3 protein-coding genes are annotated in these 17,007 nt (G+C 73.9%); all 3 read left to right on the forward strand.

Going from position 1 to position 17,007, the window contains the following annotated elements:
- Positions 1-4,865, forward strand: a 4,865-nt coding sequence (locus ACF08N_RS36250) for a beta-ketoacyl synthase N-terminal-like domain-containing protein (protein WP_392328993.1), incomplete at its 5' end; no start/stop codon positions are given.
- A gap of 6 nt (positions 4,866-4,871) precedes the next feature.
- The gene (locus ACF08N_RS36255; RefSeq protein WP_392328994.1) at positions 4,872-9,722 is read left to right on the forward strand and encodes a type I polyketide synthase; all 4,851 of its coding nucleotides are present in this window, start codon (positions 4,872-4,874) and stop codon (positions 9,720-9,722) included.
- Positions 9,723-9,754: 32 nt separating this feature from the next.
- Positions 9,755-17,007 (forward strand): type I polyketide synthase (locus ACF08N_RS36260; protein WP_392328995.1); only part of this gene is annotated, 7,253 nt, incomplete at its 3' end.

Here is a 17,007-nt window from a genome sequence, read left to right on the forward strand (position 1 = left end):
TGGACGACGGTGTGGTGGACACGCTCACGCCGGAGCGGCTGGATGCGGTGCTCGCGCCGAAGGCGGACGCCGCCTGGCACCTGCACGAGCTGACCGCCGACCACGACCTGGCCCTCTTCTGCCTCTTCTCCTCGGCCGCGGGCACGGTCGCCCCCGGCGGCCAGGGCAGCTACGCCGCCGCCAACGTGTTCCTCGACGCGCTGGCCGCCCACCGCAAGGCCGCCGGGCTGCCCGCCCAGTCCTGCGCCTGGGGCCTGTGGGCCCAGGGCACCGGCATGACCGGTCACCTCGACGGAACGGCGCTGCGCCGCCTGCACCGCCAGGGCTTCGGTGCCCTGTCGGAGGCCGAGGGACTGGCCCTGTTCGACGCCGCGATCGCCTCCGACGTCGCCCATCCGGTGCTCCTGAAACTGGAGCCCGCGGGGCTGCGGGCACAGGCGGCGTCCGACACCGTCCCGCATGTGCTCCGCGCGCTGGTGCGGATGCCACGACGGCAGGCGAACCGGGCCGCGTCCGGAGCAACGCTCGCCGACCGACTGCTCCGGCTGCCCGAGGACCGCCGCAGGGCGATGCTGCTGGAGCTGGTGCGCCGCGAGACGGCCGACGTGCTCGGTCATGCGTCCCCGTCCGGTGTGGCGCCCCACCGCGCGTTCAAGGAGCTGGGGTTCGACTCCCTGACCGCGGTGGAGCTGCGGAACCGGTTGAACGTTGTGAGCGGTTTGCGGTTGCCGGCGACGTTGGTCTTCGATCATCCGACGGCGGCCGCGGTGGCGGAGTATCTCGATGGTGTCCTGTCGGGTGAGGGTGTGCGTGTGGCGCCGGTTGCGGTGGTGTCGCGTGTGGAGGACGAGCCGATCGCGATCGTCGGGATGGCGTGCCGTTTCGCGGGCGGGGTGTCCTCGCCGGAGGAGCTGTGGCGGCTGGTCGAGTCCGGCGGGGACGCGGTCTCCGACTTCCCCCGCGACCGCGGCTGGGACGTCGACGGGCTCTACCACCCCGAGCCCGGGCTGCCGGACCGGGTGTCCACACGCTCGGGCGGATTCCTCTACGACGCGGGGGAGTTCGACGCCGGGTTCTTCGGCATCAGTCCCAACGAGGCGCTGGCCATGGATCCGCAGCAGCGGTTGCTGCTGGAGACGTCGTGGGAGGCGTTCGAACGGGCCGGCATCGACCCGGCGCACCTGCGCGGAAGCGCGACCGGCGTATTCGTCGGCCTGATGTACCACGACTACGCAAACAGCTCGGCGACCGGCTCGATCGCCTCGGGCCGGATCTCCTACAGCTACGGGTTCGAGGGCCCGGCGGTGACTGTGGACACCGCGTGCTCGTCGTCGCTGGTGGCGTTGCACCTGGCTGCGCAGGCGCTGCGCTCGGGGGAGTGCACGCTGGCGCTGGCCGGCGGGGCCAGCGTGATGGCCACACCCGAGGTGCTGCTGGAGTTCAGCAGGCAGCAGGGACTTTCCGGAGACGGCCGGTGCAGGTCGTTCGCCTCCGCGGCCGACGGCACCGGATTCTCGGAGGGCGCGGGTGTGTTGTTGGTGGAGCGGTTGTCGGATGCGCGGCGGCTGGGGCATCCGGTGCTGGCGGTGGTGCGGGGTTCGGCGGTGAATCAGGACGGTGCGTCGAACGGGTTGACGGCGCCGAATGGTCCGTCGCAGCAGCGGGTGATCGAGCAGGCGTTGGCGTCGGCGGGTGTGTCGGCGGCTGATGTGGATGTGGTGGAGGGGCACGGGACGGGTACGACGTTGGGTGATCCGATCGAGGCGCAGGCGTTGTTGGCGACCTATGGTCAGGGTCGTTCCGAGGGTCGTCCGTTGTGGTTGGGGTCGATCAAGTCGAACATCGGTCACACGCAGGCTGCGGCGGGTGTGGCGGGGATCATCAAGATGGTGCAGGCGATGCGGCATGGTGTGTTGCCGAGGACGCTGCATGTGGATGAGCCGTCGTCGCAGGTGGACTGGTCTTCGGGTGCGGTGGAGCTGCTGACGGAGGCGCGGGAGTGGCTGCCTGTTGAGGGGCGTCCGCGGCGGGCGGCGGTGTCGTCGTTCGGGATCAGCGGGACGAATGCGCATGTGGTGCTTGAGGAGGCCGCGCCGGCCGAGGCTGCGGTGGAGTCGGTGAACGACGAGGGCGCGGGGCCGGTGGCGTGGGTGCTGTCGGCGAAGTCGCCGGAGGCGCTGGCAGCCCAAGCGGCACGGCTCCGGCCCTTTGTGGAGGAACATCCGGAGCTGCGGCCACTCGACGTCGGTTGGTCCCTGGCCACCCAACGGCCCGCGCTGGAGCAGCGGTGCGCTGTGATCGGTCGGAGCCGGGCAGAACTCCTGGACGCGTTGGACACCGCGGCGGCGGGCGACACCGCACCGACGGTGGTGCGTGGTGTGGCGGCGCCTGATGCGCAGCTGGCGTGTGTGTTTACGGGGCAGGGGTCGCAGCGGTTGGGGATGGGCCGGGAGCTGTATGCCGTGTTCCCGGTGTTCGCGGAGGCGTTCGACGCTGTTGTGGAGCGTCTCGATGGGCACCTGGGTGGGGTGTCGTTGCGGGATGTGGTGTGGGGTGCGGATGCGGGGCTGGTGGAGCGGACGGGGTGGGCGCAGCCGGGTCTGTTCGCCATCGAGGTGGCGTTGTTCCGCCTGCTGGAGTCACTCGGTGTGCGGCCTGGGTTTGTGCTGGGGCACTCGGTCGGTGAGGTGGCGGCTGCGCATGTCGCGGGCGTACTGAGCCTGGAGGACGCGTGCCGTCTGGTGGCGGCGCGGGGCCGCTTGATGGAGGCGTTGCCTGCGGGTGGGGTGATGGTGGCGGTGCGGGCGGGCGAGGCGCAGGTCCTGCCGCTGCTGAACGAGCATGTGGGTCTCGCGGCGGTCAACGGCCCCGATTCCGTGGTGATCTCGGGCGTCGAGGACGCAGTAAGCCAGGTGGTGGAGCGGTTGGAGGCGCAGGGTCACCGGACCCGTCGGCTGGCGGTCAGTCATGCGTTCCATTCGCCGTTGATGGAGCCGATGCTGGCGGAGTTCGCGGCCGTCGCCGAGGATCTCTCGTATGCACGGCCGCAGATTCCGTTCGTGTCCACGTTGACCGGCGGCCTGGTGGGTGAGGAGATCGCCGATCCGGGTTACTGGGTGCGGCATGTCCGTGAGCCGGTCCGTTTCGCCGACGGCATCACCGAACTGGCCGCCCAGGGTGTGGGCGTGTTCCTGGAGGTGGGCCCGGACGCGGTGCTCTCGACCATGGCCCAGGACTGCCTGCCGGATGACACCGATGCGGTAGTGGCGGCGGTCCAGCGCCGCGACCGGAACGAGGAATTGGCAGCGCTGACCGCCCTCGCCCAGGTCCACGCACTCGGCACGCCGGTGGACTGGACGGCCGTGTTCGCCCGGCGCCGTACCCGCCGCGTCGACCTGCCCACGTACGCCTTCCAGCGAGACCGCTACTGGCTGTCGGTGCCGAAGAGCACCGACGTCAGCGGATTCGGGCAGGCCGCCACCGGTCATCCGGTGCTCGCAGCGAAAATCGCCGTGCCCGGCAGCGACCTCGTCGTGCTGACGGGCAGGCTGGCGGAATCCGAACAGAGCTGGGTCGGCGCCCACGATCTCCACGGCCGGGTCGTCTACCCGGCCGCCGGCCTCGCCGAACTCGCGCTCACGGCTGGTCAGCACGCGGACTGCGGTCTGCTCGCCGACCTCACCGTCGAGGCACCGCTCTTCCTCGACGAGGAACCGGTGACCGTGCACGTGGTCGTCGGAGCCGAGGACGCCGGATCCGGCGCCAGACCGGTCACGATCCACAGCCGTGTCGGCGAGGACCGGCCCTGGACGCGGCACGCGCACGGGACGCTGGAGCCCGACGGTCTCGAGCCCGCCCAGGATTCCCGGCATTGGCCGCCCGCCGGTGCCACGCCGGTCGACGTCCACGAGACGTACGAGCGGCTGCTGGCCGCGGGCTACGGCTACGACGCGCTCTTCCAAGGCGTGCGTGCCGCGTGGCGGCACGGTGAGCAGTCCTGCGTGGAAGTCGCGCTGCCCGCGGAGGCCGACGCCGAGGGGTTCGCCCTCCACCCGGCCCTGCTCGACGCGGCGCTGCACCTGGACCGGCCGGCGGACGAGCCGGTGCAGCCGGTGGTGTGGCAGGGCGTGTCCGTCGGGGCCGTCGGGGCCGTCGGTGCGACGGGACCACGGGAACTGCGGGTGCGGATCACACCGACCGGCACGGGGGTCACGCTGACGGCCACCGACGGCGCCGGGCGCCCGGCGCTGTCCGTGGCACACGTGGAGAGCCGCGCGGTCGACCGGGCCGAGTTCGTTTCCGAAGAGGCCGCGTCCCGCCCCCGGCCGTCGGTCAGGCGGGCCGCTCCCGCGGCCGGTCTGCGCGAGCAGCTGGCCGGGATGCCGGACAGCAGCCGCGAGCAGGTGCTGCTGGAGCTGGTCCGCACGCACGTGGCCGCCGTGCTCGGCCACGGGTCGTGGCAGGACGTGGAGCCGGACCGGCCGTTCCAGGACCTCGGGTTCGACTCGCTGGCCGCGGTGGAGCTGCGCAAGGCGCTGAGCGTGGCGTGCGGGCGCCGGCTGTCGCCCACGCTGGTCTTCGACCATCCGACCGCCCAGGACGTGGCGGCGTACCTGGACGAGCAGGTGAGCGGTGCCGCGGGCGCCGCCGATCCGGTGCTGGCCGAGGTCGACCGCCTGGCGGTGGTGCTCACGGGGGCCGGGCCGGAACCCGCCGTGGCGGCGCGGATCACCGCGCGGCTGGAGGCGCTGCTGCGCGACTGGCGCGACGCCACCGACGACCGGGCGGACGGGACCGCCGACGACGACCTGGCCTCGGCCTCCGACGACGAACTGTTCGCGATGCTGGACAACCTCCAGAGCTGAAGGACCATGAGCGACGACGACAAGCTCCGCGAGTACCTCAGACGGGCCACGGCCGAACTGCGGCAGACCACCCGCAGGCTCCGCGACGCCGAACAGCGCCTGCACGAACCCCTCGCGATCGTGGCGATGAGCTGCCGCTTCCCCGGAGGCGTCCGCTCCCCGGGCGACCTGTGGCAACTGGTCGAATCCGGCGCCGATGCGATCTCGGGCTTCCCGCGCAACCGCGGCTGGGACGTGGACGGGCTGTACGATCCGCAGCCGGCCACGCCCGGCAGGACCTACTGCGCGCAGGGCGGTTTCCTGCACGACGCGGGCGAGTTCGACGCCGACTTCTTCAGGATCAGCCCGCGTGAGGCCAGGGAGACCGATCCCCAGCAGCGGCTGCTGCTCGAACTGTCGTGGGAGCTGCTGGAGCGGGCCGGGATCGACCCCGCGTCGCTGAAGGGCAGTCAGACCGGTGTGTTCGCGGGCGTGGTCTACCACGACTACGCGGCGAAAGGCATCGGCAGCCTGGCAGGCGTCGCCTCCGGCCGGGTCGCGTACGCGCTCGGCCTGGAGGGGCCCGCGGTGACCGTCGACACCGCGTGCTCGTCCTCGCTGGTCGCACTCCACCTGGCGGCGCAGGCGCTGCGCGCCGAGGAGTGCACCATGGCCATCGCGGGCGGCGTCACGGTGATGTCCACACCGGACTCCTTCGTGGGCTTCAGCCAGGACCGCGGGCTGGCCCCGGACGGGCGGTGCAAGTCGTTCTCCGCCGACGCCGACGGCACGTCCTGGGCCGAGGGCATCGGGCTGCTGCTGGTGGAGCGCCTGTCGGTGGCGCGCAGGCTCGGCCACCCGGTGCTGGCGGTGCTGCGCGGCAGCGCGGTCAACCAGGACGGCGCGAGCAACGGACTGTCCGCGCCCAACGGGCCGTCGCAGCAACGAGTGATCGCGCAGGCGCTGGCCAGTGCGCAGCTCTCCGCCGACCAGGTCGACGCCGTCGAGGCGCACGGCACCGGTACCGCGCTCGGCGACCCCATCGAGGCGCAGGCGCTGCTCGCCACCTACGGTCAGGGCCGACCGGCCGAGCGGCCGTTGTGGCTCGGGTCGGTCAAGTCCAACATCGGGCATGCCCAGGCCGCGGCCGGGGTCAGCGGCGTGATCAAGATGGTCGAGGCGCTGCGCCACGAGACCCTGCCCCGGACCCTGCACCTCACCGAACCCACGCCCGACGTGGACTGGTCGACCGGCCACGTACAGCTCCTTGCCGAGGCCACGCCGTGGCCGCGTACCGACCGGCCCCGGCGGGCGGGTGTGTCGGCGTTCGGCCTCAGCGGCACCAACGCCCACGTGATCCTCGAAGAGGCACCCGTCGACGAAGCGTCCGTCGTGGAGCCGGCCGCGGCCGCGCCCACGGCACCCGCCGCGCCCGCCAGCCCCGACACCCCCGGCGCGCCCTCCGCGAACCGGCCGGTGCCGTTGCTCGTGTCCGGCCGTGGGGAGCCGGCGCTGCGCGCCCAGGCGGGCGCCCTGCTCGCCCACCTGAGGGCCGGCCCCGAGCAGACGCTGCTCGACGTCGGCCACTCACTCGCGGTGTCCAGGGCCGGTCTGGAGAACCGCGCCGCGGTGATCGCCGCCGATCCGGCGACGGCGTGCGGCGCGCTCGCCGCGCTGGCCGACGGCGAGGTGGCGCCCGGCCTGGTGCGGGGCATCGCGCGCCCGGACGCCAGGACGGCGTTCCTGTTCACCGGGCAGGGCGCCCAGCGCATCGGAATGGGACGCGAGCTGTACGGGAGGTTCCCGGCGTTCGCCGAGGCGTTCGACGCCGCGCTGGCCGAACTGGACCCGCGGCTGGACCGGCCGCTGCGCGAGGTCGTGTGGGGCGACGACGCCGCCCTGCTGGACCGGACCGGGTATGCCCAGCCGGCGCTGTTCGCGGTCGAGGTCGCACTCTTCCGGCTGCTGCGGTCCTGGGGGATGCGGCCCGACCATCTGCTCGGTCACTCGATCGGCGAACTGGCCGCGGCACACGCCGCCGGAGTGCTGAGCCTGCCCGACGCCGCGAAGCTGGTCGCCGCACGCGGGCGGCTGATGCAGGCCCTGCCGTCCGGCGGGGCGATGGTCGCGGTGCAGGCGGGCGAGGACGAGGTGCGGCCCCTGCTGGACGGCCGGGTGGACGTGGCCGCCGTGAACGGGCCGTCGTCACTGGTGCTCTCCGGGCCCGAGGACGCCGTGCTGGCCGTGGCCGGGCGGCTGAAGGGCGCCGGACGGAGGACCAAGCGGCTTGCCGTGTCGCACGCCTTCCACTCCGCGCTCATGGAACCGATGCTCGACGCGTTCGCGGAGACGGCCGCAGGGCTCACGTACTCCGCTCCGGAACTGGCCGTCGTCTCGGCGCTGACCGGTGAGCCGGTGACCGGTGAACTGACCGACCCCGCCTACTGGGTGCGACAGGTACGGGCCACCGTCCGGTTCGGCGCCGGGGTGCGCCGGCTCGCCGACCAGGGTGTGACCACCTTCGTGGAACTCGGCCCGGACGCCGCCCTCTCGGCCACCGGACCGGAATGCCTCGCACCGGAGCACGACGCGGTGTTCGTCCCGGCGCTCAGGCGCGGCCGCTCCGAGGAGAGCGAAGTGGTCACCGCCGTGGCGCAGGCGTACACCAGGGGCGCGACCGTGGACTGGGCGGCGTTCTACGCGGGCACAGGCGCCCGTCGGACCGACCTTCCGACGTACCGGTTCCAGCGTTCCTGGTACTGGTGGGAGGACACCCCAACGACGGCGGATCCCGCGGACGACGCCTTCTGGGACGGCCTCGAACACGTCGACACGACCACGCTGGCCACGCAGCTCGGCGTCGACGCCGACGCACTGGCCCAGGTGCTGCCCGCCCTCTCCGCGGCCCGCGGCGCCCGCCGCGCCGAGACCACGGTGGACGGATGGCGGTACCGAGTCGACTGGCAGCCGCTCCCCGAGCCCGAGCCGGGCCCGTTCGACGGCCGCTGGCTGCTCGCGGTGCCCGCGGACCGGGCCGACGACCCGCTCGTGACAGCGGTCGGCGCGGCGCTCGCCGAACGGGGCACCGAGGTGATCCCGTTCCCCGTCTCCCCCTCCGAGGACCGCGCCGCGCTGGCCGGACGGCTGCGCGAACACACCGGCGCACACCGGGTGTTGTCACTGCTCGGAACCGACGACCGGCCCCATGCGCGCCACCCCGTTCTGGGCGCCGGACTCGCCGCCACGCTCACCCTGGCGCAGGCACTCGCCGACGCCGCGGTGCCCGCGCCGCTGTGGTGCGCCACGGTCGGTGCGGTCGCCATCGACGACGCCGACGAGCCCGATCCCCGCCAGACGATGGTGCAGGGACTGGGAGTCGGTCTCGCGCTGGACCTGCCCGACACCTGGGGCGGGCTCGTCGACCTGCCCGCCCGGCCCGGCCCCGAGGCCCTCGGACGACTGTGCGCCGTCCTGTCCGCGGCGGGCGGCGAGGACCACGTGGCGATCCGGGCGGGCGGTGTGTTCGGCCGGCGCATGGTCCGTGCACCGCTCGGCGGCGCGCGGCCGGCACACTGGCGGACCTCCGGCACGGCCCTGATCACCGGCGGCACCGGAGGACTGGGCGCCCACGTGGCCCGACTCATGGCCGAGGCGGGCGCCGAACACCTGCTTTTGGCCGGCCGGCGCGGCCGCGACGCCCCCGGAATCGCCGCACTGGAAGCCGAGTTGACCGCGCTGGGCGCCGACGTCACCGTGGCCGCCTGCGACGTCACCGACCGGGACGCAGTCCGCGCGCTGCTGGACGGCGTCCCCGCCCATCGGCCGCTGACCGCCGTGGTGCACGCGGCCGGTGCGATGCAACGCATCGCGCCGCCGACCGACCTCGGCATCGACGAACTGGCCGATGTGGCCGCCGCCAAGGTCGCGGGCGCCCGGCACCTCGACGAACTGCTCGCCGGCACACCCCTGGACGCGTTCGTGCTGTTCTCCTCCGGTGCGGCGGTGTGGGGCAGCGCGGGCCAGGCCGGATACGCCGCCGCCAACGCCTACCTGGACGGCCTCGCCGCCCGGCGCCGGGCCCGCGGCCTGACCGCCACGTCGATCGCCTGGGGCTCCTGGGAAGGCGGCATGGTCGACGCCGGGCTGAGCGCGGGCATGAGACGGCTCGGCGCCCCGCCCATGCGGCCCGATCTGGCCGTCACCGCTCTGCGCCAGGCCCTCGACCGCCACGAGGACCACCTGGTGGTCGCCGACCTGGAGTGGCCCCGGTTCGCCCCCGTCTACACCATGGCCCGCCGACGCCCCCTGCTCGACGCCCTCCCGGAGGTGGCCGCCCTGCTCGCCGCCCCGCCCGCCGGCGAACAGGCGCCGTCCGCCCTCGCCGGGCGACTGGCCGGGCTGTCCCCGGCCCGGCAGAGCCGCCTGCTGCTCGACCTGGTCCGCACCCATGTGGCCGCGCTGCTCGGATACGACAGCGCCGAGGCGCTGGAGCCGGGGAAGGGCTTCTCCGACCTGGGCTTCGACTCCGTGGCCGCCACGGACCTCAAGGTCCGGCTGTCCGCCGCCACCGGCCTGGACCTCCCGGCCACGCTGGTCTTCGACCACGCCACCCCGGCCGCGGTCGCCGACCACCTGCGGACCCGACTCGTACCCGAGACCGGCGCCGCGAAGCTGCTCACAGACCTCGACCGGTTGGAGGCCGCCGTCGTCGCGCTGCCCGCCGACGAGGTCGAGCAGCACCGGATCGGCGCCCGGCTGCGGGCCCTGCTCGCCACCGTCGAGGCCGCCACCGCGCCGGACGACGGCCGGATCGGCGAGAGCGCCACGGCCGACGAGCTCTTCGACTTCATCGACAACGAGCTCGGGCTGAGCGGCTGACCCGTGCACCCGACCCTGCGGACGAGGACAGTGTGATGGCCGAGGACCAGAAGCTGCTCGACTACCTGCGCCGAGTGACCGCCGATCTCGCGCAGACCAAACAGCGGCTGCACGAGGCGGAGAGCGCCGACCGCGACCCGATCGCGATCGTCTCGATGGCCTGCCGCTACCCCGGCGACGTACGCACGCCCGAAGCGCTCTGGGACCTCGTCGCCACCGGCACGGACGCGGTCGGGCCACTGCCCGCCGACCGGGGCTGGCCACTCGACCGGCTGCTCGCCGGCGGGGCCGACCAGCAGGGCACCAGCTACGTCGCCGAAGGCGGGTTCCTGTACGACGCCACCCGGTTCGACGCGGGCCTGTTCGGCATCTCCCCGCGTGAGGCCGCGGTCATGGACCCGCAGCAGCGGCTGATGCTCGAAGTGTCCTGGGAGGTGTTCGAACGGGCCGGGATCGCGCCGGACGCCGTGCGCGGCACGCCGGTCGGCGTGTTCACCGGCTCCGGCTACCAGGACTACGGCGACCTGCTCAACGCCGCGCCCGACGCCGCCGAGGCCTACCTCGGCACCGCGGCGGCTTCCGCGGTGATCTCCGGCCGCGTCGCCTACACCCTCGGCCTGGAGGGGCCCACGCTCACCGTCGACACGGCGTGCTCGTCCTCGCTGGTGGCACTGCATCTGGCCGTACAGGCCCTGCGCCGCCGCGAGTGCACCATGGCGCTGGCCGGCGGTGTGATGGTGATGTGCACCCCGGCGCCGTTCGTGGCGTTCAGCCGCCAGCGCGGCCTGGCGCCCGACGGCCGCTGCAAGGCCTACTCCGACAGCGCGGACGGCACCGCGTGGGCGGAGGGAGCCGGTGTGCTCCTGCTGGAGCGGCTGTCCGACGCCCGGCGCAACGGCCACCCCGTACTGGCCGTGGTCCGGGGCAGCGCGGTCAACCAGGACGGCGCGAGCAACGGACTCACCGCGCCCAGCGGCCCCTCCCAGCAGCGGGTGATCCGGCTGGCGCTGGAGAACGCACAGGTGCCCGCCGGGCAGGTCGACACCGTCGAAGGCCACGGAACGGGCACCACCCTGGGCGACCCGATCGAGGCGCAGGCGCTGCTCGCCACCTACGGGCAGGGCCGCTCGCCCGAGGACCCGCTGTGGCTGGGCTCGTTGAAGTCGAACTTCGGGCACGCCCAGGCCGCCGCCGGGGTCGGCGGTGTCATCAAGACGGTCATGGCCATCCGGCACGGTGTGCTGCCGCGGACCCTGCACGTCACCGAACCGTCGTCCAAGGTGGACTGGTCGTCGGGCGCCGTGCGGCTGCTGACCGAGGCGCGGCCGTGGCAGGACCGTGGCCGCCCCCGGCGGGCCGGGATCTCCTCGTTCGGCGTCAGCGGCACCAACGCCCACGTGATCCTCGAAGAGGCACCGGAGGCGCAAGAGGCGGCCGTGCCCCAGGAGTCGCCCGCTGGAGTGGCCCCCAGAACCCATGAGGCGCCGGTGGCCAACGAGTCGCCCGACGCAGTGGCCGCCAGGACGCATGAGGCGCCCGATGCAGACGCCGCCAGGGCCGATGAGGCGCCGGGCGCGGAGGCTTCCGAGGCCCACGCACGGGCCGACGGAGCGCTCCCCGCACCGCACGTCCGCGACCGCGGCGCCTGCGACGTACCCGCGGCCCACGCCTGGGTGATATCGGCGAACGACCGCGACGCGCTGGCCGCCGCGGCCGCACAACTGGCCGACCACGTGACGGGCCGCGACCTCGACCCCGCCGACGTCGGCTTCTCCCTGGCCACCTCACGCGCCGCGCTGGGCCGGCGGGCCGTCGTCATCGGCGCGGACACCGCCGAACTGGTCGCCGGACTGACCGCGCTGGCCGGCCACGGCGACGCGGCCAACGTGGTCCGGGGCAGCGCACGCGGCGGCACCCAGGTGGCGTTCGTCTTCCCGGGCCAGGGTTCCCAGTGGGCGGGGATGGCGGTGGAACTGCTGGAGTCGTCCGATGCGTTCGCCCGCCGCATCGACGAATGCGCCGAAGCCCTGCGGCCCTTCGCGGACTGGGACCTGCGCGCCGTGCTGCGCGGCGAGCCGGGTGCGCCGACGCTGGACGCCGTCGACGTCGTGCAGCCCGCGCTGTGGGCGGTCATGGTGTCACTCGCGCACCTGTGGCGGGCGCACGGCGTCGAACCCGCGGCCGTGGTCGGCCACTCCCAGGGCGAGATCGCCGCGGCCTGCGTGGCGGGCGGGCTGTCCCTGGAGGACGGCGCGCGCGTGGTCGCCCTGCGCAGCCGGCTGATCGCCGGGCAACTGGCCGGCCTCGGCGGCATGATGTCCGTCGCCCTGTCCGCGGAGGCGGCCGAGGCCCGGCTGCGCGACCTCGAAGGGCTGTCACTGGCCGCGGTCAACGGCCCCGGCTCCGTCGTGGTCTGCGGCGAACCCGACGCCCTGGAGAGACTCCGGGCGGAGCTGGACACCTCCGGCATCCGCGCACGGATGATCCCGGTGGACTACGCCTCGCACTCCCACTACGTCGAAGGCATCCGCGACCGGCTGCTGGAGCTGCTCGCCCCCGTACGGCCGCGCAGCAGCGACGTGCCCTTCTACTCCACGGTGACCGGCAACCTGCTCGACACGGCAGGACTCGACGCCGAGTACTGGTACAGCAACCTGCGCCGGACCGTCCGCTTCGCCGACACCTGCCGCGCCATGTCCGACGCCGGGATCGACGTGTTCGTCGAGGCCAGCGCCCACCCCGTCCTCAAGCTCGGCCTGGAGGACACCTTCGCCGACGCGGACGCGTCCGCCGTCGTGACCGGCACGCTGCGCCGCGACGACGGCGGACTCGACCGCTTCCTCACCTCGCTCGCCGAGGTCCATGTCCACGGCGTCACCGTGGACTGGCCGCGCACCTTCCCCGGCGCACGGCTCGTCGACCTGCCCACGTACCCCTTCCAGCGCACGCGCCACTGGATCGACGCGACCCCCGCGACCGGCGGCGACGTGGTGGGCGCCGGCCTGCGCACGGCAGGCCACCCGCTGCTCAGCGCTGTCGTGGCCACCCCGGCGTCGGACGGGGTGGTGCTGACCGGCAGGCTCTCCACGGTCACCCAGCCGTGGCTGGCCGACCACGGCGTGCTCGGCACGGCCGTCCTCCCCGGCACGGGCTTCGTGGAACTCGCCGTCCGCGGGGGCGACGAGGTCGGCTGCCCCGTCCTGAACGAACTGACCGTCGAGGCGCCCCTGCTGCTCGCCGACGGAGGCACCCAGGCGCAGGTCGTGGTGGGCGCCGCGGACGACGACGGCCGTCGCACGGTGCAGGTGTACGCGCGCGCCGAGGACGCGCCGGAACACCTGCCGTGGACCCGCCACGCGACCGGCCTGCTCGGCCCGCAGACCGGCGCTGCCCCTTCGGGCCTCCCCGCACCGTGGCCGCCGGCCGCCGCGACCGCCGTGGACCTCGACGGGTTCTACGCCGCACTGGCCGCGACCGGACTGCACCACGGCCCGGTGTTCCAGGGCCTGCACGCGGTCTGGCGGGATGGCGACGACGTGTGCGCCGAGGTGGAACTGCCCGAGGCCGCCGAGGCCGACGGGCAGCGGTTCGGCCTGCACCCGGCCCTGCTGGACGCGGCGCTGCAGGCCTGCGCGCTCACCGGCGCGGTCGGTGACCGGGCCCTGCTGCCGTTCGCGTTCACCGGCGTCACCCTCCACGCCTCGGGGGCGTCGCGCCTGCGGGTCCGGCTGACCGCGCTCCGCGACGGCGAGGTAGCGCTGGAGGCAGCCGACCCCACGGGCGCCCCCGTGCTCTCGGTGGCCTCGGTGGTGCTGAGGCCGATGTCCGCCGAGTGGTCCGCCGACACCGCGCAGCCCGCGCGCGACGCGCTGTACCGGCCGGCGTGGGTCCCGGTCGCCACCGCCAACCCCACATCCACCGCCACCGCTGAGCCGGTGTCTGTGGCCGCATGGGACGAACAAACCTGGGGCCAAGCAGCGTCGGCCGGGGAGGCCGCGCCCGGGGCGGCCGACATCGTGCCGGACGACATCGTGCCGGACGACACCGTGCCGGACGTGATCACCCTCGCCGTCGAACCCGGCACCGACCGCGCTGCCGTGCACGCCGCCACACACCGCGTCCTGCACGTCCTGCAGACCTGGACGGCCCAGAGCCGGTTCGCCGACTCCACCCTGCTGGTGCACACGCGCGGTGCGGCCGCGCTGGACGGCGAAGACCTCACCGACCTGGCCGGCGCCGCGGTGTGGGGACTGGTCCGCTCGGCCCAGTCGGAGCACCCCGGCCGGATCGTGCTGGCCGACACCGACGGCCCCCTGCCCGAGCTGGTGCCCTCCATCATGGCCTCCCAGGAGCCGCAACTGATCATCCGGGACGGGCAGTTGCACGCCGCCCGGCTCGCCCGCGTACCGCTCGGCACCCACACCGCCGACGAGGGCCCCGGCGCGTTCGACCCGGACGGAACCGTGCTGATCACCGGCGGCGGCGGCACCCTCGGCGGGCTCCTCGCCCGGCACCTGGTCGCCGCACACGGGGTCCGCCACCTGCTGCTCCTCGGCCGCCGCGGCCCGGAAACACCCGGTGCGGCCGCCCTGCGCGACGAACTCGCCGAACTCGGCGCCCACACGGTCTCCTTCGCCGCCTGCGACGCCGCCGACCGCGACGCGCTGGCGGCCGTGCTCGCCGCCGTACCCGACGACCGGCCGCTGCGCGGCGTTGTCCACGCGGCCGGCGTACTGGCCGACGGCACCATCGCCACCCTCACCCCACAAGCGGTCGACACCGTGTTCCGGCCCAAGGTCGACGCGGCCCTCAACCTGCACGAACTGGCCGGCGACGTCGATGTGTTCGTGCTGTTCTCCGGCGCGGCCGGGGTCCTGGGCTCGCCAGGACAGGGCAACTACGCGGCCGCCAACGCCTTCCTCGACGGCCTGGCCGCACACCGCCGCGCCCGCGGCCTGCCCGCGCAGTCGCTGGCCTGGGGCTTCTGGGCGCAGGGCACCGGCATGACCGGTGCCCTCGACCACGACGACCGGGCCCGTATCGCCCGCAGCGGCATGATCGGCCTGGCCGACGACGAGGGCCTCGCGCTGTTCGACACGGCGGTGCGCCGCACCGAGCCCGCGCTGGTGCCCGCCCGGTTCGACCTGGCCGCCATGCGCGGCCGGGCCGAAGTGCCCGCCCTCTTCCGTGCCCTGCTCCCCGGAGTCCGGCGCAGCGCCTCCGGCGCGCGTGCCCAGGACGGCTCCGCCGCGCTCCTCTCCGGGCTGCCCGAGGCCGACCGCGAACAGGCGGTGCTGGACCTCGTCCTGGAGCGGGTCGCGCTCGTACTCGGCTTCGCCTCGGCGTCGGAGGTCGATCCCGACCGGGCCTTCCGCGAGATGGGCTTCGACTCGCTGACCGCCGTGGAGTTCCGCAACCGGCTCGGCCAGGCGCTCGACCTGAGACTGCCGGTGACGCTGGCATTCGACCACCCGTCCCCGTCCGCACTCGCCCGCTTCCTGCTCGGCGAGCTCTCCGGCACGGCCACCGCACCGACAGCGGTGGCGACGACGACGGCCGCCGCGGCCGACGAACCCCTCGCCATCGTGGCGATGAGCTGCCGCTACCCGGGCGGTGTGACCTCGCCGGAGGACCTGTGGCGGCTGGTCGCCGACGGAGTGGACGCCGTCTCGGAGTTCCCCCGCGACCGCGGCTGGAACGTCGAGGAACTGTACGACCCGACCGCCGAGCGCCCGGGCACCAGCTACACCCGTGACGGCGGCTTCCTCTACGACGCGGCCGGATTCGACCCGGCCTTCTTCGGCATCAGCCCGAACGAGGCGCTGGCCATGGACCCCCAGCAGCGGCTGCTCCTCGAATGCGCCTGGGAGGCGTTCGAGCGCGCGGGCATCGACCCGTCGTCGCTGAGGGGCAGCGCGACGGGTGTGTTCGCCGGCCTGATGTACCACGACTACGCGGGCAACAGCGGCACCGGCGCGAACGCGTCCGGCCGCGTGTCCTACGTCTTCGGCCTCGAGGGTCCGGCGGTGACCGTCGACACGGCGTGCTCGTCGTCGCTGGTGGCGTTGCACCTGGCTGCGCAGGCGCTGCGCTCCGGGGAGTGCACACTGGCGCTGGCCGGAGGCGCGAGCCTGATGGCCACACCGGAGATCTTCGTCGAGTTCAGCCGCCAGCGCGCACTGTCCCGCGACGGCCGGTGCAAGTCCTACGCCGAGACGACCGACGGCACCGGCATCGCCGAGGGCGCCGGTGTGCTGCTGGTCGAGCGGTTGTCGGACGCGCGGCGCAACGGGCATCCGGTGCTGGCGATCATGCGCGGCTCCGCCGTCAACCAGGACGGTGCGTCGAACGGCTTCACGGCCCCCAACGGTCCGTCGCAGCAGCGGGTGATTGCCGGCGCGCTCGCGTCGGCGGGGCTGACGTCCGCTGATGTGGATGTGGTGGAGGGGCACGGTACGGGTACGACGTTGGGTGATCCGATCGAGGCGCAGGCGTTGTTGGCGACCTATGGTCAGGGTCGGTCGTCTGATCGCCCGTTGTGGTTGGGGTCGATCAAGTCGAACATCGGACACACGCAGGCGGCGGCGGGTGTGGCCGGAATTATCAAGATGGTGCAGGCGATGCGGCACGGGGTGATGCCGAGGACGCTGCATGTGGATGAGCCGTCGTCGCAGGTGGACTGGTCCGCGGGTGCGGTGGAGCTGCTGACGGAGGCCAGGGAGTGGCTGCCTGTTGAGGGGCGTCCGCGGCGGGCGGCGGTGTCGTCGTTCGGGCTGAGCGGCACGAACGCGCACGTCATCGTGGAGGAGGTCACGTCGGCCGACGTCGCGGTGGAGTCCGTGGATGACGAGGGCGCGGGGCCGGTGGCGTGGGTCCTGTCGGCGAAGTCGCAGGAGGCGTTGGCAGCGCAGGCCGAAAGCCTGCGGTCGTTGGTGCAGGCAGAACCTTCCGTACGAGCTGCGGACGTGGCGTCATCGCTGGGCCGCCGTGCCAGGTTCGGTCACCGGGCCGTGGTGGTGGGTGCGGATCGGGCGGAGCTTGCCATGGGGCTGGAGGCGGTGGCGCGGGGCGAGGGCTCCGGACTTGCGCGTGGTGGCCGTCGGGTGGCGTGTGTGTTTACGGGGCAGGGGTCGCAGCGGTTGGGGATGGGCCGGGAGCTGTATGGCGCGTTCCCGGTGTTCGCGGAGGCGTTCGACGCTGTTGTGGAGTGCCTGGACGGGCACCTGGGTGGGGTGTCGTTGCGGGATGTGGTGTGGGGTGCGGATGCGGGGCTGGTGGAGCGGAC

Origin of the sequence: Streptomyces sp. NPDC015127 (assembly GCF_043080095.1) — a bacterium.
In the GTDB taxonomy this organism is placed as follows: domain Bacteria; phylum Actinomycetota; class Actinomycetes; order Streptomycetales; family Streptomycetaceae; genus Streptomyces.

What these genes read in the sequence shown, in the direction of transcription:
- ACF08N_RS36255 (WP_392328994.1), top strand. Translation starts at nt 4,872, where the DNA reads ATGAGCGACGACGACAAGCTCCGCGAGTACCTCAGACGGGCCACGGCC.